At 30.6% G+C, this 19,775-nt stretch carries 16 protein-coding genes, 1 tRNA gene and 1 pseudogene; 11 read left to right on the plus strand and 7 right to left on the minus strand.

Annotated features, from left to right (window positions below; genetic code table 11):
* Window positions 1–140 precede the first annotated feature (140 nt).
* Window positions 141–527: a hypothetical protein gene (locus B4A23_RS11530; RefSeq protein WP_291120157.1), complete on the plus strand. Its 387-nt coding sequence runs from the start codon at window positions 141–143 to the stop codon at window positions 525–527.
* On the opposite strand, the gene B4A23_RS11535 is transcribed toward B4A23_RS11530, so the two are convergent.
* Both B4A23_RS11535 and B4A23_RS11540 read right to left on the minus strand, forming a co-directional pair.
* Window positions 514–1,683 (minus strand): MFS transporter, encoded by a 1,170-nt coding sequence (locus B4A23_RS11535; protein ID WP_291120159.1) that lies wholly within the window; start codon window positions 1,681–1,683, stop codon window positions 514–516. The genes B4A23_RS11530 and B4A23_RS11535 overlap by 14 nt on opposite strands.
* Before the next feature lie 41 nt (window positions 1,684–1,724).
* Window positions 1,725–2,147, minus strand: a complete 423-nt coding sequence (locus tag B4A23_RS11540; RefSeq protein ID WP_291120161.1) for a GNAT family N-acetyltransferase — start codon at window positions 2,145–2,147, stop codon at window positions 1,725–1,727.
* 177 nt (window positions 2,148–2,324) lie between these two features.
* Here B4A23_RS11540 and B4A23_RS11545 point away from each other — a divergent pair.
* From B4A23_RS11545 to B4A23_RS11555, 3 genes are all read left to right on the plus strand, one after another.
* Window positions 2,325–2,409, plus strand: a tRNA-Ser gene (locus tag B4A23_RS11545).
* Window positions 2,410–2,588: 179 nt separating this feature from the next.
* Window positions 2,589–4,148, plus strand: coding sequence for a type I restriction-modification system subunit M (locus tag B4A23_RS11550; RefSeq protein WP_291120164.1), 1,560 nt, complete (start codon window positions 2,589–2,591; stop codon window positions 4,146–4,148).
* Between the two features lie 47 nt (window positions 4,149–4,195).
* Entirely contained in the window at window positions 4,196–5,410 is a 1,215-nt protein-coding gene (locus B4A23_RS11555; protein WP_291120167.1) for a restriction endonuclease subunit S, read from the plus strand.
* A gap of 3 nt (window positions 5,411–5,413) precedes the next feature.
* Here the strand turns inward: B4A23_RS11555 and B4A23_RS11560 are convergent, their stop codons facing one another.
* Entirely contained in the window at window positions 5,414–6,586 is a 1,173-nt protein-coding gene (locus B4A23_RS11560; RefSeq protein WP_291120169.1) for a restriction endonuclease subunit S, read from the minus strand.
* Window positions 6,587–6,684: 98 nt separating this feature from the next.
* On the opposite strand from B4A23_RS11560, the gene B4A23_RS11565 reads away from it, so the two are divergent.
* Entirely contained in the window at window positions 6,685–7,608 is a 924-nt protein-coding gene (locus tag B4A23_RS11565) for a tyrosine-type recombinase/integrase (RefSeq protein WP_291120172.1), read from the plus strand.
* A gap of 84 nt (window positions 7,609–7,692) precedes the next feature.
* Window positions 7,693–10,572 (plus strand): type I restriction endonuclease subunit R, encoded by a 2,880-nt coding sequence (locus B4A23_RS11570; RefSeq protein ID WP_291120175.1) that lies wholly within the window; start codon window positions 7,693–7,695, stop codon window positions 10,570–10,572.
* 102 nt (window positions 10,573–10,674) lie between these two features.
* Here the strand turns inward: B4A23_RS11570 and B4A23_RS11575 are convergent, their stop codons facing one another.
* On the minus strand, window positions 10,675–12,378 hold the full coding sequence (locus B4A23_RS11575) for a tetratricopeptide repeat protein (RefSeq protein ID WP_291120178.1): 1,704 nt from the start codon (window positions 12,376–12,378) through the stop codon (window positions 10,675–10,677).
* Between the two features lie 298 nt (window positions 12,379–12,676).
* Here B4A23_RS11575 and B4A23_RS11580 point away from each other — a divergent pair, with 298 nt between their 5' ends.
* Genes B4A23_RS11580 through B4A23_RS11590 form a run of 3 tightly spaced genes read left to right on the plus strand, consistent with a single transcriptional unit; the run spans window position 12,677 to window position 14,714 of the window.
* Window positions 12,677–13,975 (plus strand): hypothetical protein, encoded by a 1,299-nt coding sequence (locus B4A23_RS11580; protein WP_291120181.1) that lies wholly within the window; start codon window positions 12,677–12,679, stop codon window positions 13,973–13,975.
* A gap of 2 nt (window positions 13,976–13,977) precedes the next feature.
* Window positions 13,978–14,397 (plus strand): helix-turn-helix domain-containing protein, encoded by a 420-nt coding sequence (locus B4A23_RS11585; protein WP_291120184.1) that lies wholly within the window; start codon window positions 13,978–13,980, stop codon window positions 14,395–14,397.
* Window positions 14,373–14,714, plus strand: coding sequence for a helix-turn-helix domain-containing protein (locus tag B4A23_RS11590; protein WP_291120187.1), 342 nt, complete (start codon window positions 14,373–14,375; stop codon window positions 14,712–14,714). Before B4A23_RS11585 ends, B4A23_RS11590 begins: the two co-directional genes overlap by 25 nt.
* Before the next feature lie 780 nt (window positions 14,715–15,494).
* Here B4A23_RS11590 and B4A23_RS11595 read toward each other — a convergent pair.
* Together B4A23_RS11595 and fabV are read right to left on the minus strand one after the other, a co-directional pair.
* Window positions 15,495–16,904 (minus strand): annotated as a pseudogene (locus B4A23_RS11595) (amino acid permease).
* Between the two features lie 312 nt (window positions 16,905–17,216).
* On the minus strand, window positions 17,217–18,419 hold the full coding sequence (fabV, locus tag B4A23_RS11600) for an enoyl-ACP reductase FabV (RefSeq protein WP_180906024.1): 1,203 nt from the start codon (window positions 18,417–18,419) through the stop codon (window positions 17,217–17,219).
* 150 nt (window positions 18,420–18,569) lie between these two features.
* Here fabV and B4A23_RS11605 point away from each other — a divergent pair, with 150 nt between their 5' ends.
* Entirely contained in the window at window positions 18,570–18,998 is a 429-nt protein-coding gene (locus B4A23_RS11605; RefSeq protein ID WP_291120190.1) for a transposase, read from the plus strand.
* 12 nt (window positions 18,999–19,010) lie between these two features.
* Window positions 19,011–19,316, plus strand: a complete 306-nt coding sequence (locus B4A23_RS11610; RefSeq protein WP_219034548.1) for a helix-turn-helix domain-containing protein — start codon at window positions 19,011–19,013, stop codon at window positions 19,314–19,316.
* A gap of 32 nt (window positions 19,317–19,348) precedes the next feature.
* Here B4A23_RS11610 and B4A23_RS11615 read toward each other — a convergent pair whose 3' ends face one another.
* Window positions 19,349–19,660 carry a DUF3817 domain-containing protein gene (locus B4A23_RS11615; protein ID WP_286479686.1) on the minus strand — a complete coding sequence of 104 codons (312 nt, stop codon included), beginning with the start codon at window positions 19,658–19,660 and terminating at the stop codon, window positions 19,349–19,351.
* Between the last annotated feature and the right edge of the window lie 115 nt (window positions 19,661–19,775).

Here is a 19,775-nt window from a genome sequence, read left to right on the forward strand (position 1 = left end):
TTTTGCCTCAAAGTTATAAAATGGAAGAAAAAAAAGACAAACGAAGTACCTCTCAAAAATTAATAGACGATGCTTTCTTCCTATTTTTGATGATTCTTGGAGCTTTTTGTGTGTTAATAATTCTTGTTGTGGTCTAAAAAATGAAACTATTTGATACTTATTTTAGTTTCTATATTCTGAGTTGGATTTTTATCAAACTTACACGAATTTATTCCATAGAAATTGAGTATCTCAACCATTATTTAACTGATATTTTTGCCGTTCCTGCGATGACACATTTGGGAAGTTATATCATTTCGAAGATAAAATACAACAATCAATTGTACACATATCCAACAAGTTATTTGGTCATTACAGCGTTTGTTTTGAGTTTTTTGTTAGAATATCTTATGCCAAAATTTTCTTCAAATTACACAGCAGATTTTCTGGATGTTGTCTGCTATTTTATCGGAATTATTTTTTATTTAAAAATTCATAAACAATATTTAATTCAAAAATATTCTACTTCTGAATTTACTCTGTCTTGAAAATTTTCATTCTGCCAACCATAAAAACCATAATCAATCCAAAGCAAGCAAATAACGCATAAGAGTATCTCAAATCAAAAGCTTCTGCAATATATCCAATCAATGGAGGTCCCATCAAAAATCCTAAAAAAGATATACTCGAAACCATTGCCAATGCAACTCCTGGATTTACATTTTTGTTTTTTCCTGCTACACTATAAACCGTTGGCACATTACACGCAACGCCCAATCCAACCATCATAAATGCTATTGTACACACGATAAATTGAGGAAAAAACACCGAAAGCATCAAGCCAGAAAACATCAAAATTCCACTAATTTGCATCACGCGTTGTTTTCCGTATTTGCTGATAAAATAATCTCCAACAAAACGTCCTGTCGCCATCATCACCATAAACGAAGCATAACCAACGACAACCAAATTTTGTGGCGCTTTTACAATATCTTGAAAATAAACACCACTCCAATCGAACATTGCACCTTCTGTTGCCATACTCAAAAAACCAATAATTCCCAATTGAACCAAAACTGTATCTGGTTTAGAAAAAATAGATTTCTTTTCCTTTGCTGGAGCTGGCGTAGAATCGACTAAATATTTCTTATTAATGAACCAACTCAAAATAATTAAGCCATAAATAATCACAAAATGATAAAATGTATTCACATGCAAATTCATCATCAATAATCCAATCAAAGCACCTGTAAAACCGGCTATACTCCACGCACCATGAAAAGATGACATAATCGATTTTCCATATATTTTCTCTACCTCAACTCCTTGCGTATTCACCGAAATATTGCACATGTTTCCTATTACTCCAAAGAAAAACAATACAGCCCCTAATTGATAAAAATTTTGAGCCAAACCGATACAACAAAGTATCAAAGGATAAATTAAAACGACAATTCGTAAGACATTTTTACTTCCAAATTTTGCTACTAATTTTCCTGAAAGTGCCATTGTACATAATTGACCTATCGGCATTAATAGCAACAAAGTTCCCAATTGTCCTTCTGAAATTCCTAAATCTGATTTGATTGTTGGAATACGACTTGCCCATGAAGAAAAGGCTAAACCTTGCGAAAAAAAGAAAAGCGAAACAGCTAAACGAATGCGATTTTTTTGAGTTGATGATAATTCTGTTGATGAATACATGGCTAAAAAATGATTTGCAAAGTTAAGCTACTCTCCTGAAATTATAAACTCAAATGCAAAATAGGATAAGCTTTTCCTTCGCTATCTTTTTCAGAACGAGAAATAACCTTAAAACCTTGATTCAAATAAAAATCAATCGCTTGCTGATTTTGTTCATTCACATCGACAGATTTTACATTCAATTCTTGAATAGAAAAAACCAACAAAGCCTTCCCTACTCCTTTTTGTCGAAAATCATTGTGAATACATAACATTTCAAGATTTTGTTCTGCGACACCAACAAATCCTACCAATTGATTTTCTATTTCAAAACCAAATAAAGTTACATACGGAAAATAATTAGGTAAATTTTCTTTATAATATTCGAAATCTTCTTTTGCTAAAAAATCGTGTGTATTACTAACTGAACTTTCCCAAATCTCACTCAATATCGGAAAATCTACTTCTTCAATTCTTCTAATCATGACTAAAATTAATTACAACAAAGATATAAATGACTCTTTTCAAAAAAAAGAATAAAAAATATTCTATTGAGAATCATTTTGTTAAAAAATATTTTAAAAATATTTGTTTTCAGAGTTTGGAAAAACGAAAAAGCGTTCTATATTTGCACTCGCAATACCGCAATAAACTGCGTTATTGGAGAGTTGGCAGAGTGGTCGAATGCGGCAGTCTTGAAAACTGTTGAGGATCACACCTCCGGGGGTTCGAATCCCTCACTCTCCGCAAAGACAAATGGTACCTTTGGAAGACAAAGAGTACCATTTTTTATTACTTATTATTTGCTTTTCTTCATTTTATTATATTTTTTCTTTATTTTAAATATTTTTAATTTCTTTTATTGTTTCTTATTTTAGCGGTTACTTTTTGAGACTATAAATCCTCAATCATAAATTTCATTTAAAATGTCAGAAGAACAAAAGAAAATATTAGAGCAACAGCTTTGGAATATTGCGAATACGCTACGTGGTAAAATGAATGCTGATGAATTCCGAGATTATATTTTGGGATTTATTTTTTACAAATATTTGGCAGAAAAAATGGAGATTTATGCCAATTCTATTTTAGAAGAAGACAAAATTAAGTTCATAGATATTAATGAAAATACATCTGAAGGTAAAGCATACATCGATGCAGTAAGAGAAGAAGCTTTAGAAACTTTAGGTTATTTTCTAAAACCTTCTGAACTTTTTAGTGAAATTGCGCGACGAGGAAATAGTGATACAGATACATTTATTCTTGAAGATTTACAAAAAATCTTGACAAATATCCAATTAAGTACTATGGGTACTCAAAGTGAAGAAGACTTTGATAACTTGTTTGAAGATATGGATCTCAACAGTACCAAATTGGGTAAAACTGCCGAGGCAAGAAATGAAATCATCGTAAAAGTTTTGGTTCATTTAGATGAAATTGATTTTAAACTAAATGATACAGAATTAGATGTCTTAGGTGATGCGTACGAATATTTGATTGGTCAGTTTGCGAGTGGTGCAGGAAAAAAAGCAGGTGAATTTTATACACCACAAGAGGTTTCCAAGATACTTGCAAAAATTGTGACTACAGGTAAAAATCGTCTAAAATCGGTTTATGATCCTACTTGTGGTTCAGGGTCGTTGTTGTTGCGTGTAGCCAAAGAAGTGAAAGATGTCAATAATTTCTTCGGACAAGAAATGAATCGCACAACTTACAATCTTGCTCGAATGAATATGATTTTGCACGGAGTTCATTATCTTAAATTTGATATTAAACAGGAAGACACTCTTGAAAATCCTCAACATTTAAACGATATGCCTTTTGAGGCTATTGTAGCAAATCCTCCATTTTCGGCAAATTGGAGTGCAAATCCTTTATTTTTAAATGATGATCGTTTTAGCCAATATGGAAAATTAGCTCCTGCAAGTAAAGCTGATTTTGCATTTGTACAACACATGATTTATCATTTGGCAGAAAATGGAACGATGGCGATTGTATTGCCACATGGCGTTTTGTTTCGTGGTGCGGCTGAATTGCATATTAGAAAATATCTGATCGAACAGAAAAATTATTTGGATGCCGTTATTGGTTTGCCTGCCAATATTTTTTACGGAACGAGTATTCCGACTTGTATTCTGGTTTTTAAAAAGTGTAAGGAAGATCCAGATCATATTTTGTTTATCGATGCGAGCAAAGATTTTGAAAAAGTGAAAAACCAAAATATGCTTCGTGATGAGCATATTGATAAAATTGTAGAAACCTATCGCAACAGAACTTCTATCGAAAAATACAGTCATTTAGCTACTTTACAAGAAGTTACCGAGAATGACTACAATCTCAATATTCCTCGTTATGTGGATACTTTTGAAGAGGAAGAGGAAATTGATATTCACGCAGTAATGCAAGAAATCAAATCTTTGGAAGCTAAACGAGCGGAGTTGGATCAAGAAATTGATGTGTATTTCAAAGAATTAGGACTTGTTTTTTAATTTTTTATATCCTTAATGTTTTTACTAACGAAAATTGAATCATCGAGATGACAAATAAAAAATTAAAAGTAGATAATGTTCCAAATTTGAGATTTCCAGAGTTTGAAGGAGAGTGGGAAAGTAAGAAACTGGGGGAAATCGGAGAAATTGTTAATGGATTAACATATAGTCCAAATGACATCGCTGAAAATGGTGTGTTAGTTCTTAGATCATCTAATGTTCAGAATAGAAGTTTAGCTTTTGAAGATAATGTTTATGTAAGAACAGATATTTATAATCCTGTTCAAGAAAGTGACATTTTAATTTGTGTTAGAAACGGTAGTAAAAATTTAATTGGTAAAAATGCGTTAATCAATAAAGAAAACGAAGGTATTGCTTTTGGAGCTTTTATGTCCATTTACAGGAGTGTCTTTAATAAATTCTTATTTCACTGGTTTGATACTAGAGAATACAAAGAAGTTGTTCACAAAAATTTAGGAGCAACGATTAATTCAATTAATGGAAGTGATTTGAAGCTATTTAAAGTTCCCTTTCCTTCTGTAGAAGAACAACAAAAAATAGCATCTTTTCTATCTCTAATCGATGAAAGAATCCAAACCCAAAGCAAAATAATTAAGGAGCTTAACGTATTAAAATCTGCAATTACTAAAAAAATATTTTTGCAAGAGTTCAGATTTAAAGATGGTAATGGAAATGAATTTCCAGAGTGGCTAATTAAAAAAATTGGAAATGTCTGTAGTATAATAGGTGGAGGAACACCAGAAACTGGTAAGCCAGAATATTGGAATGGGAATATACAATGGTTTACTCCAACAGAAATAAAATCGAAATTTGTCTCTAAAAGTGAGAGAAAAATTTCAGAATCAGGATTGAAAAATTCTTCAGCGAAAATTTTACCAAAAGGATCATTATTATTAACAACGAGAGCTACGATTGGGGAAGTTGCCATTGCTCTTAGTGAATGTACTACAAATCAAGGTTTTCAATCATTAGTAGTAAACAAAAATTGTAACAATATTTTCCTTTACAACTGGCTACAACTAAATAAATTTGAATTAGAAAAACGAGCAAACGGTTCTACTTTTCCAGAGATAAGTAAATCAGAAATTGAAAAAATAGAAATTTCACTTCCTAATATGGATGAACAAACCAAAATCGCAAATTTCTTATCGTCAATTGATTCAAAAATTGAAATTGAAACCCAACTATTACAAAAATTAGAAGAACAGAAAAAGTTTTTGTTACAACAAATGTTTGTGTAGAATTTATACAAACATTTGTTGCAAAAGATATTTCTTTTGTATTTCAAGTTGCTTTAAAATTTCTTTTTCTGTTCCTATCTTTTGGTCAATTTTTGATAAAAAAGAAGCTATTCGATTTTGTTCTTCAATAGTTGGAAAACTTAATTTTAGTTTAGTTAACTTATTAAAGTACATATATGTTCTTGACCCTCCCTGTTTTTGTAATAATGCAAAATTTTTAAAAGCTTGTCCATCATTCAAATAACTCTTTAAAAAGTAATCATTTACACCATTAGTTGTAAAAACAGGATATAAGGTGCTTACAATTCCATTATCGCAAATAGTGTTTATGTTAAACTTAAAAGTCGTATCATCGCTCATATGTCTATAAGTAAAATAGCCGCGAGGAACGATGTTATAGCCTCTGTTGTCTTTACTCGCTACTTCATTTCCATCAAAGTATTCTTTCTGGAAAAAGATACCAGTTCTAGCTGATGTTAGGATAGGATATTGGTTATTAATAGTTGTAGTTTCATCAAATTTAATTAAAATATCTGACAAAGTTTTTTCTTCCCACTTCTCAGTGAATTCTTTAAACCTTAAATTCTGTTTAAAAAAATTATTTCGAACTTCTCGGATTAAGGTTTTTAATTGTTCTATTATTTTGCTTTGGGTTTGAATTCTTTGGTCTAACAAAGACAAAAATGATGAAATTTTGTTTTGTTCATTAATTTTAGGTAAACCAATAGAAAGAGAAGCTAATTGACTTGAATATAAATGTACAACTGAAATACCTTGTGCTAGATTAGCTATTTCTTTTTTCTTTTTACTATTTAAATAATATGATAAAAAGATTCCATTGTTTTTTGTTTTTATGATATTCAAATCACCTCCTAATACAATACCAGACTTCAAAACACAAGAAGCTGTTGCAATATCTATTGTTGTTTCGCCAGAAGCAGGAATTATAACATCATTCTTTTCACTTAAAACTAAAGCTGATGTATTTACATTAGTCTTAGACTTTATTTTATTAATAACTTCACTGTAATGGGTATAAAGTTCACCATATCTTATGCATTCAGTAATTCCATTTTCTTCAATATCACTTTTAGAAATTCCTTTTCCTTTTGAGAACTTAGCTATTTCTCCCAACTTCTTAGCTTCCCATTCACTTTCAAACCCCGGAAATCTCAAATTTGGAACATTAAGATTAAAGAGTTTAAAACCTCAGTGCAGAAGATTAGTAATCCTCAATCTCTAAATGTTTTCCTTTGTTAATTAAATCATAAAAAATGGATAAAAAAAACCTTAAGGAAATTGTGCTTCTTTGGAAAGCAGACAAAAAGAACTATGTAAAGAAATCAACCTATTCGGCGTATGTATTGTTATTAGAAAATCATTTGTTGCCTAGTTTTGGTGAAAACTATGAAGTACACGAAGCGGATGTACAAAAATTTGTACTACAGAAATTGGAAGCTGGACTTAGTCAAAAAACCATTAAAGATATTCTGATTGTTTTAAAAATGGTACTGAAATTTGGTGCAAAAAACAAATGGATTGCTTACGATGCTTTTGAAATTCAATATCCGACAGTGCGTGAAAACCAACAAGTGGAAGTGCTTTCGAGAACACATCAGAAAAAAATTATGAACCACATTCAAGAGCATTTTACTTTTCGAAATTTAGGTGTTTTGATGTGTTTATGCTCAGGAATGCGAATTGGGGAAGTTTGTGCCCTTACTTGGGACGATATTGATACAGACAATGGGATTATAAATGTAAATAAAACTATACAACGAATTTATGTGATTGAAGATGGAGTACGCAAAACTGAATTGCTTTTGGATACACCTAAAACAAAAAATTCCATCCGTGAAATTCCTATGAACAAAGATTTAATTAGGCTAATCAAACCTATTAAAAAGATAGTCAATCCTTCTTTTTTCGTTCTAACAAACGATGCTAAACCTACAGAGCCTAGAACTTACCGAAGTTTTTATAAAAACCTGATGAGTTATTTAGAGATTCCCGAAATGAAATTTCACGGATTGCGACATAGTTTTGCTACACGTTGCATTGAAAGTAATTGCGATTATAAAACAGTAAGTGTGCTGCTTGGACACTCCAACATCAGTACGACTTTGAATCTTTATGTTCACCCTAATTTAGAGCAAAAGAAAAAAGCAATTGAGCAAATGTCCAAAGCACTTAAATAAATTTTAGATTATGAATTAGGAGATTATTTATTAGATTTGTCTATATACTAAAAGAACCAAATAAACTCTTAATTCATAATTATTTTGAGCAAACAATCCGAGCAAATATTAGAAGAACAATTTGTCTCACAATTACAAAAATTGGGATATAAATATGTGAGCATTAAAGATGAAAAAGCTTTAGAGTCAAATTTGAAATCACAGTTAGAGAAACATAATCATATCCAATTTTCGGGCAGTGAATTTGAAAAGGTTTTGAATATCCTTACCAAAGATTCTGTTTTTGAAAAAGCAAAAACATTACGAGAAAAGAAACACCATATTATCCGTGATAATGGCGATAACTTGTATTTTGAATTTCTAAATGTTGAGCATTGGTGCCAAAATGAATATCAAGTTACCAATCAAATTACACAAGAGGGAAAATATGAAAATAGATACGATGTTACTTTATTAATTAACGGTTTGCCTTTGGTACAAATTGAATTGAAACGACGTGGTTTGGAAATGAAAGAAGCGTTCAACCAAATTAACCGTTATCAGAAACATAGTTTTGGTGCGGGGAAAGGCTTGTTTCATTTTGTACAATTGTTCATCATAAGCAATGGCGTGAACACCAAATATTTTAGCAACTTTGGTTCTAACCCGCAAGAATTTTTGCAGACTTTTCATTGGACAGATGAGCAGAATAATCAATTAAATAACCTTACTACAGAATTTACCGATACGTTTTTAGAGCCTTGCCATGTCAGCAAAATGATTTGCAAGTATATTGTTCTTAATGAAACTGCGAAAGCCTTAATGGTGCTTCGTCCGTACCAATATTATGCGGTTGAAAGTATCATTAAAAAGGTAAAAGAAAACGAAATTCTGAACGGTTACAATATCGAAAAAAACGGTTACATCTGGCATACGACAGGAAGTGGAAAGACGCTGACAAGTTTTAAGGCTAGTCAGATTTTATCTAACATTCCAGCCATCAAAAAAGTGGTTTTTGTGGTAGATAGAAAAGATTTGGATTATCAAACCAATCGAGAATATGATACATTTAGCAAAGGTTCGGTAAGTTCTGCGACGAATACGGATGACCTTATTCAGAAATTCAAAGACCCCAATGTTCGCATTATTGTTACGACGATTCAGAAATTAAATAATGCAATTTCGGGTAGAAATATTTCGAAAATGAAGCCGATTCAGGATGAAAGAATGGTTTTTATTTTTGATGAATGTCATCGTTCGCAATTTGGTGATACCCACAAAAATATCGTCGGTTATTTTAGCAACATTCAGTTGTTTGGATTTACGGGAACGCCTATTCTAGAAAAGAATTCCGATGGAATGAAAACCACAGCAAGTTTGTTTGGAAAATGCTTGCACAAATATGTAATTACAGATGCCATTCGCGATGAAAATGTCTTAAAATTTTCTGTAGAATATGTTCAAACTTTTAAACAAAAGGAAAATATTGTCGATTTGAAAGTAGAGCAAATCAACGAAACCGAAGTTTACGAAGCTCCCGAACGCAAAGAAGCGATTGTTGATTACATTATTCAGTATCATGATCAGAAAACGCAAAATAGAAATTTTTGTGCTATGATGTGTGTGCAAGATATTGATTCGGTTATTCAATACTATGAAATTTTCAAGCGTAAAAAGCTAAATGGCGAACATGATTTGAAAGTGACTACCATTTTCAGTTACGCTCAGAACGAGGACGAAATGGAAGAGCGAATTGCCGCACAGCTCAATGTTGCTGCTGAACCACAAGCAGAATATGGAACACGTGTTATTCCGCATCGTAGGGAATTGTTGGAAAAATATGTGGAAGATTTCAATGAATTATTTGGAGAGAAACAGAGCATAAAAGACACCGAAGGTTTTTATAATTATTACAATGCTGTTGCAAAAAAGTCAAAACATCCCAAACCAGAAGCCGATATTTTATTGGTTGCCAATATGTTTTTGACGGGTTATGATAGTAAAAATTTGAACACGTTGTATGTTGATAAAAATTTGCAATTTCATGGTTTGATTCAAGCTTTTAGCCGTACCAATCGTATTTTGGATAAAAATAAAACGCAAGGAAATATTGTTTGTTTCCGAAACTTGAAAGATAAGACGGACGAAGCCATTGCATTATTCAGTAATAAAGAAGCCGTTGCCGAAATTATTGTGGAACCATATGAGAAGTATGTCGAACAATTTAACATGGCTGTTGGCAAGCTTATGAGCATTGCACCAAAAGTGAATTCCGTAGATAAATTGTACAGCGAAGAAGAACAATTAGAGTTTATTAAGTCATTTAGAGATTTAATGCGCTTATTGAAAAAGATGGGGCATTATTCCGAATTTACTTGGGATGATTTAGCTTTAAATCAAGACCTTTTCAACGGATATAGCAGCAAATATCAAGATTTAAAAGATTCAATCAACCTAAAAACGGACGTTCAAAAAACTTCGATTCTTAATGATATCGATTTCGAATTGGAATTGATACGTCGTGATACGATTAATGTTACCTATATCTTGCAATTGCTTATAAAATTTAGTTCGAAACACGGTGCAAAAGACAAGGAAAGTATCGAAAAAGATATTTTTAATTTGTTGAATACTGAAGTTTCTTTGAGGAGTAAAAGAGAATTGATTGAAAAGTTTATTCAGGAAAGTTTACCTCACATTGAAGATTCAGATAGTATTCCAGAAGAGTTTGAAAAATTCTGGAATATCGAACAAGAAATGGCTATGCAAGAATTGGTGAATGATGAAAATTTATATTTCGAAAAAACTGAAAAACTAATCGAAAACTATCTCTTTACTGAACGAGAGCCATTACGTGATGAGCTTTTAAGTCTTCGAAAAGATGGTAAGCCAAGTGTTTTGAAATTTAAAGAAACGGGTGATCGTATTTTAAATAAAATAAAAGACTTTATCGATACTTTTGTGAGTGGCATTGCGGGGGATTGATCTTTTTACAATTACCCAATAACAAAATTAAGAATCAGACGGAGGTATCTTTATAGCTCACAATGACAAATGGTACCTTTGGAAGACAAAGAGTACCATTTTTTATTTATGATTACTCAAATTTCGAATAAAGGTATCTAAATCAATCTCTTTTGATAAATTTAGTTTTTGTTTTAAGCGGTATTTAGTTACACTCACTGTTTTTGGGTCTACACTGAGAATAGATGCGATCTGAGAATTATCCATATTCATGTAGATATATGCTGCGTATTTGATATCGAGATTGGTTAATTTAGTTGTCGTCATCTCATTTAATTTCTTGAAAAAATTTGGATGCACTTCTTTTACAATATCATGAATATTGGTTAAATCTTTATCGATAATTTGTTCGTTTTTTAAGTAATTGTTCAAATTAAATTCTTGATTTTTTTTGAAATTTTCTTTTAATTCTTCTAAAAATTTATTCTTTTGTTCTAATTGAATGGTTGTTGCCAAAACTTGTTTTTGATAATATTCTTGTTTTAAATCAGAAATTTCCTTCTCCATTTTTAGTTTTTGCTTTTCTGATTCAAGTAAATTAGATCGTTGGTTTAGCATTTTTCGTTTGTAATATAACATAAAGCCAAGTGCTATAATACTTGATATAGATAAGGCAATTATTCCAATAAGATATTTTCTTTGTTTTTCAAAAGCTAAATTTTTCTCTTCTAATGAATAATTTTTTTCTTCTGTATTATAGAAGGATTCAAGCGATTGTGCATTATAATCATATCTTCGTTGATCTTCTGCAACTATGGCATCTTTTGTTTTCTTTAGGTATTGAATGGTATTTTCATATTGTTTCAACTTTTCATATGCTTCATAAATATTTGTGTAAATTGTAATTCTTTGGTATTCAGAAATATCATTGTTCTTACTATATTTTTCAGAAATTTTGTAATAATCTAAAGCTTCTTTGTTTTTATCCATCAAAGCATAAGTGTAACCAATACTATTATTTAGAGCACATAGAGCTAATGAATCTTTAGGTGTTGCTGTTTTTAATCCTTTATTGTAAAAATCTAAAGCTTTATCGAATTTATTTTGATCTAAATATATATTTCCAGAATTTGAATAGAAGTAAAATTCTAAAGTTCTTTTAGCAACTTTATCTTTTACTTGTTTAGAAAGTTGCAAACTTTTATTATAATATTGAACAGCAGTCTTAATACTATTTTTCTTAGTATTATAAAAATTTCCAATATCATTGTAAATAGAACTAATAGATATTATATCCTTTGATTTTTCTGCATAATTGAGTGCAATTGTATAATCTTCAATTTTTGCTTTTTCTAAAGGGTTTTGTTCTAATGATCTATATTTTGAAACATATAGTTTTGAAAGTATAAAATTTTCATCTGGATATTTTTTAAAAGTATTAATACTCTTCCATAAATACTTTACATAATAATTCCATCTGTTCATCGATTTGTAATACATCGTGTATCCAAAATCAACATAGGCTTTATCTAATTCATTATTTGTTTGTTCAGCAATTTTTTTTGCTTTTTCTAATGTTTCTAAATGCTTTTTGTTGCTGTTGGTTTCTGTATACTCGTAATATTGGGCTAAGTAAATATAACCTATAACTTGTCTAGACTTATCATCAGACTTTAAAAAATTATTTTCAATATAATTCTTCGCTTCTTTTAATTGATTTCCATAAAAAAGAGTACATACTTCATGTAATTGTTTGTCTCGATCACTCTGACCAAATAAGAATATGGATTGCATAAATACAATCACAAACAAAAGAGATTTAGGCATAATAATTATTTTTTGTATGTAGGTATGGTGAGAGGGGTTGACAAATATAATAATAAGTAAAAACTTTATTCATTTTATTTCTATTTAAAGTAATTATTTAAGTAGCTGATATATAGTTAAATAGTGTTTTTTTTGTATAGATAATGTATAGATAATTTTTTGCTTTGTATAGATTTTATAGTTGTAAAAATGCAGTGCGAAATTTTTTGAAAATTGAATTTTGTCAAAAGAAATGATCATCCAAAAATTTATCTATTCTACTTCTTTAGAAATTTCAAAACAATCAAAATTAAAACCTATGATTAAAAAATTATTTACAATTTCATTCGTACTTATTTCTATTTCTTCTTATTCACAAGTAGGAATAAATACATCAAATCCACAAGGATTATTGAATGTTGATGGTAAATCATCAACCGCAACTACAAACCCTTTAACAGGAACTCCAACTCCTAAACAAATGGAAGATGATTTTATTGTGACACAATCAGGCGCAACAGGCATAGGAACTTCACCTAATCCGTATGCGATGCTTGATATATTATCTTCAAACAAAGGAATCTTAGTGCCAAGAGTAAATCTAACATCTAGTACACTGGACTTAAATTCTGATGGTGATAATGATATATCTAATCAACCTACTGGATTAATGATTTATAATAGTGGTACAACATTATTGCAAGGATATTATTTTTGGAATGGTGCAAACTGGATGTCAATCGATAGTACAAACTCTATTGCTCCTTCTGTTTCAACAATTTCTTGTAGTTCTGCAGTTTTATCCCCTTCTTCTTGGAAAGCAGGTATTGCTTATGAAGGTAACTTAAAAATTAGTTATACAGGTGGTAATGGTGGGGCTTATTCGGCAGGTACTCCTGTTACAGTAAATGGACTAACTTTAACACTTAGACCAGGTAAATTAGAATATGGTGCAGGTGAATTAGTATTCTCAGTTATTGGTACTCCAGTTACAGCATCAGATATGATATTACCTGTTAACGCTACATTAATACCTTTTATTACAACTGCACAGTCATGTAGTGCAAATATTTTAAATCAAACAACTGCAGATATAAAACAAGTTGCGGCAATGGGAAATGCTATTTATGATGCTACATCTAATAGTTATGTTTTCCCACTTGCAACACCAGATGGAAGATATCGAGTTAGAGTACGTATAGCAACACCTTCTCTTACTACAAAAGGAAGATCTGATGTACAACTTTATAATAATACAGGTTCAGCCCAAACATTAATATGGAATTACTCTACTGATTATGGAGGACTTATTGTACTTACTTCAAGTGACCTTGCTGTACCGACTGGAGTTTGGGGAGGAACAAATTCATCAGGTGCAACTAGTTGGGAGAATTCAGGAACTGGTTTAAGTACAAATGGAAATTGGGGAGATCCAGATATTAACAATGCATCAGGTGGAGGTCCAGAATATAGAAGATATACTTGGACAGATAATAGTACAGGATCAAAAGTCATGTACACGGCTTATGTTATGTTAGCATCAAACGAAGGAGGTACTGTACTTCCAGGTACTAATACCAAAATATACATTAAAATAGAACAGGTAACTGCACAATAATAATGAATTACAAAGACTTTCATATAGGAAATCTAATTGAACTTTTGGTTGCAGAACGAGGTATTGAGCTACCTCGTATCTGTAACTTTCTTAAATGTGATGAATCTGAGGTTTTGGAAATGTATCAATCAAAAAGTATCAACACAGATAATTTATTAAGATGTAGTAAACTCTTACAATATGATTTTTTTAGGCTTTATACCCAACATCTTATTTTATTTTCTCCGAAAAACTATGATTCAACAAAATCTGATGAATTATCAACAGTACCTCAATTCCGAAAAAATATTTATACAAAAGAAATCATAAATTTTATTTTAGAACGAATAGAAAATGGTAAAATGACAAAAACTCAAGTTATTGAAGAATATAAAATACCCAAAACTACTCTATATAAATGGATCAACAAATACCAAAAATAGCACCTAACTACAAACAAATATACTTTGATTTAGTGGTGGAGAAGTTTCAAACTAAATTAAAATTTGTGAAAAAATTTTTAGAAAAAGAAAGTTTTTCATCACTAGATATTATACGTGTAAACAAGATTATTTTCGATACTTCATACAATCTTGATCATGAAAATCAAAAACATAGAGCTTATGAAAAATCAGATATTATTTATATATTGAATTATCAAAAAAAACATAGGTTAACAAATTCAACTGTTGCCAAATATTTTAATGTAAGCAGAAATTCAATTAGTAAATGGAGGAGTATCTTTAGTAATTTAAGGTAATATTTTTTAGCATATTGATTTAAAGCACTTTTTAGTTTAATATTTATAACCTTAAAATGTTGAATTGTGTTAGAAGTAAAGCGTTTGCTGGTCAACAAAGAGATTTCGGTAGTGTTTCAGATGTGTTTTTATTTCATAATACATATATTACAAGTTATTTAACAAAAATAAATAATCAAACCCGATAATAGATAGCATTCTATTGTCGGGTATTTTTATATCCTTAAAATACCTAAAATCAATTCATCTGATAACCTTGTGTATCAAATGTGTTGGTAGCAACTTTTTTTGCATAAATTACATCTTACAATATATGACAAAACCAACCTTTACTATTGAAAATCAAACAAAAATATTTATACAACTTTATGAAGCCAGAAAGTATCATTTTCTAAATTTTAGTTTAAAAAAGTGTAAATTATTTTAAAAAAAACTAAAAAGTTATAGTTTATCCAAAAACGTCAAAAAAGATACCAAGTGTTCAACTGGACTCCCTTTCAGCCCGCTTAAGACAAATGGTACCTTTGGAAGACAAAGAGTACCATTTTTTATTTATTCTTGAATCATATCATTTATCTTCTCTATATTTTATAGATTAAAAATCTGAAAATCAAATTTTATTTAAAAACGTCAAAAATAACATTAAAGGTTCGACTGAAGTACCTGTCAGCCCGCTGAAAGCTTGAACATTTGTTCAAGCTTTTTTTGTTTTACATCAACACAAAAAATCCTTCATCTAAAAAGACAAAGGATTTCTAAAAAACTCAAAATGATGATTTCCTAATCATCAACCTTACTATGTTGTTTTCCGTAGAAAAAGTAAATACAAATTCCGATTACTAACCAAATCAAAAGTCGCCACCAGCTTTCCATTGTCAAAGATGTCATTAAATAAACACAAACAATAATTCCTAAAATTGGAACTAGAGGAACCAAAGGAACTTTAAACTTACGCTCAGCATTTGGCATTTTTTTACGCATCACAATAATTCCAATACAAACTAAAGTAAAAGCAAACAAAGTTCCGATACTTACCATATGACCTAAATCTTTGATTGGTACAAAACCTGCAAAAATGCTTACAAAAACCAAAAAGAATAAATTGGTTTTCCAAGGTGTATGAAATTTTTTGTGAACATCTGAAAAGAAAGAAGGTAACAATCCGTCATTACTCATGCTATAAAATACGCGACTTTGTCCTAATAACATCACTAATATAACCGATGTATATCCTGCAATAATTGCTAAAATCAATACACTTTGTAAAAATGTATAACCTGTTACTGCAAATGCTGTCGCTGCTGGTGACGCATCCCCCTTAAAGGTTTCGTATGGTACCAAACCTGTCATTACCCATGAAAATAATACATACAAAATGGTACAAATAACTAATGATCCTAAGATTCCAATCGGCATTCCTTTTTGCGGATTCTTAGCTTCTTGTGCTGCAGTAGAAACTGCATCAAAACCAACAAAAGCAAAGAAAACGACTGCTGCTCCCGCTGCAATCCCTGGCATTCCTCCAAATTGAGTTCCTGGAATATTTTTAGGAATAAATGGAATATGATTTTCTGGATTTATATGACTCCAACCTAAAACAATAAAAACAATTACAACTGTAACTTTTAAAATAACAAGAATATTATTAATAATAGCAGATTCTTTTGTCCCTCTGATTAATACTAATGATAATAAACACACAATAAAGATTGCAGGTAAATTTATTATTCCGCCATCAGCTGGGGCATGCAATAATTCTTGAGGTAAATGAATATTAATTCCTTGCAAAAATTTATCAACATATGCCGACCAACTCACACTTACTGTTGCCGCTGCTAAAGCATATTCTAACACCAAATCCCAACCAATAATCCAAGCTATAAATTCGCCCATTGTTGCATAAGAATACGTATAAGCACTTCCAGCAACTGGAATCATTGAAGCAAATTCGGCATAACAAAGTCCTGCAAAAGCACAACCAACTGCTGCTAAAACAAACGATAAAGTAACTGCCGGCCCAGCATGATCTGCCGCTGCAATTCCTGTTAAACTAAATAATCCGGCACCGATGATAGCGCCAATACCCAAAGCAACTAAGGCTCCAGAAGATAGAGATCTTTTTAAACCACCTTCCGTTTCTTGCTAATCTTCTATTAGCTTCGCTAATGGTTTAATTTTCCAAATTGACATAAAAATACATGTGTTAAAACTTGATGAAATGTAAAGTGTTTCGGATATATTTTTCAGATTTGAAAAATAAATTTCATATTTTTTGGATATATTTCTAAAAGAAAACTTAAAATTTAATAATAATACAATTTAAAACTATTATTAAACCATATTTTTAAATTATTCTTAAAAATTGATTCATATTTTTAATAAAACAAAATTCAATAAATCGAATAAATACGAATAAAATTATTTTTTACTTATTTTATTGAGACAAAAAAAACCTCGAAAATTATTTTCGAGGTTTTGTATTATTTTATTGAAATGATCTTCTTATTCTGCAATACTTGGAACTGAAACCAATTCGTTTGTATCAGCATCATAATCGATTTCATCAAAACTAAATCCAAACAACTGTAAGAATTCATCATGGTAACCTTTGATATCAGAAATTTCTTTGATGTTCTCAGAAGTTACAATTTTCCACAAATCATCTACTTCTTTTTGTACATCTTCGCGCATTTCCAAATCATCGATACGAATACGTCCATTTTCGTCCAAAGGAACTTCTCCGTTTGCAGTATACAAACGCTCTGCAAACAAACGTTGCATTTGCTCGATTGTTCCTTCGTGAATTCCTTTTGCTTTCATTACTTTATACAATAACGAAATATATAATGGCACAACTGGAATCGCAGAACTCGATTGTGTTACCAAAGCTTTGTTTACAGAAACGTAAGAAACACCATTCAAATCTGACAATAGTTCGTTGATAACTGGAACCGTTTTTTCTAAATCATTTTTAGCCATACCAATCGATCCATCTTTGTAGATTCTATGAGTCAATTCTGGCCCGATGTAAGAATAAGCAACAGTTTTTACACCTTCAGCTAAAACACCAGCAGCTTTCAAATCTTCCATCCAAAATTTCCAATCTTCACCTCCCATTACAGCAATTGTATTATCAATTTCTTCTTGAGATTCAATCGGATCAATTGTAATATCTGTAACTTCTGCTGTATGAAAATCTACTGTTTTATTTGTAAATGGTTCACCAATTGGTTTAAGAACTGACGAATACGCAACACCTGTTTTTGGGTGTGTACGACGTGGCGAAGCTAAACTGTAAACCACTAAATCTACTTGACCTAAATCTTGTTTGATTAAATCAATCGTTTGTTGTTTAATCTCATCAGAAAAAGCATCTCCATTAATACTTTTTGCATACAAACCAGCTTCTTGCGCTTCTTTTTCAAAAGCAGCTGTGTTGTACCAACCTGCAGTCCCCGGTTTTCTTGGCGCAGCAGGTTTTTCGAAGAAAACACCTATTGTTGCAGCATTATATCCGAAAGCAGCTGTAATACGAGATGACAGACCAAAACCTGTCGAAGCTCCAATTACCAATACTTTTTTTGGTCCTTCGGCTGAAATATTTTTTGATTTTACGTACTCAATTTGATTGTGAACATTTTTTGCAGTTCCCTCAGGATGAGTCGTAATGCAAATAAAACCTCTTGTTCTTGGTTGAATAATCATTATACTTAATTTAGTCGCATAAATTTATAAAATAAATTCTATATAACGAAACGATCTTTTTGTACATAAAATCATTCTATTTTTGATAAAATTAATAGGAATACTGATTTCGTTTTACTATATTTACAATTACTCAAAACCTACTTACCTATGAAAGATATTCACATAGGCTCTTTAATCAAAAAAAGAGTCGACGAACTTGGAATTGATATATCCCGTATCAAAAGTTTCTTCAAAACTTATTCTGAAAAAGAAATTAATGCTCAATATTTAAGTAAAAGTATACAAACAGACGATTTATTAAAATGGTCGAAGTTGTTGGAATATGATTTTTTTAGAATTTATACGCAACACATTATTTTATTTGCTCCTGTTGGAAAAAACGCCTCAAATTCAACATCCCCTAAAAGCTCTGTTTTACCAAATTATCGCAAAAGTGTGTATACAAAAGAGATTATAGATTTTGTATTGAATTTATACACTGAAGAAAAAAAGAAAATTCAAGAAATTTCGAATGAATACAATATCCCTAAAAATACCATTCATAATTGGATAAAAAAATACCTACCACAAAATTAAATCTTACTCATTATGGAAAAACCAAACTACCAAAAAATCTATCAAGACATTATCAAACGTAATTTTCCTGAAAAAACTGAACAGACAAAAAAATTGTTAAAAAAGAATATGAATGTCTTGGATGTTATAAAAGTTTCAGAAATCTTAAATGCTAACAAAACAGCCGAAAATCAAAAGCATAAATCTTATGATTTGAATTCTGTTTTAGAAATTTTAAAATTTCAGCAAAAAAATAATTATACCAATACGTATACTGCTGATAAATTTAAAATCAGTCGAAACACTGTAGCTAAATGGCGCAAAATATATGGGTATTAAAAAACGGTTTCAAAAAGAAACCGTTTTTTTATTTATCTATTATTTTTATCCTCTTTTATTACTTTATGTACCGCTAAAGTTGCAAACGGAATAAATGCGTACATCACATAAATGATAAAGTCTTCGTCGTCCCATTTATATATTCTTCTGACTCTAAAAAGTAAAATCAAGTAAGCTGTAAACCAAAAACCGTGAAAACAACCAGCAAATGGCATTGGCAACACATAACCGAATTGATATTTTATTGGCATTGCGACCAAAAATAAGAGCGTACAACTTATCGTTTCCCACACACATGATGTGCTAAACCATTTTTTTAACTTTTCGTCAGATACGTTTAACATTTTGCAAATTTAATCGTTTATTGATAGTAGAGGTATGATAATCATTAGTTAAAAAGTTTATTTTTACTCAATTATTGAAATAACTATTAATATTTATGATAATTAAACGTTATAA

This window comes from Empedobacter sp. UBA7248, from assembly GCF_002472945.1.
Classification (GTDB): Bacteria; Bacteroidota; Bacteroidia; order Flavobacteriales; family Weeksellaceae; genus Empedobacter; species Empedobacter falsenii_C.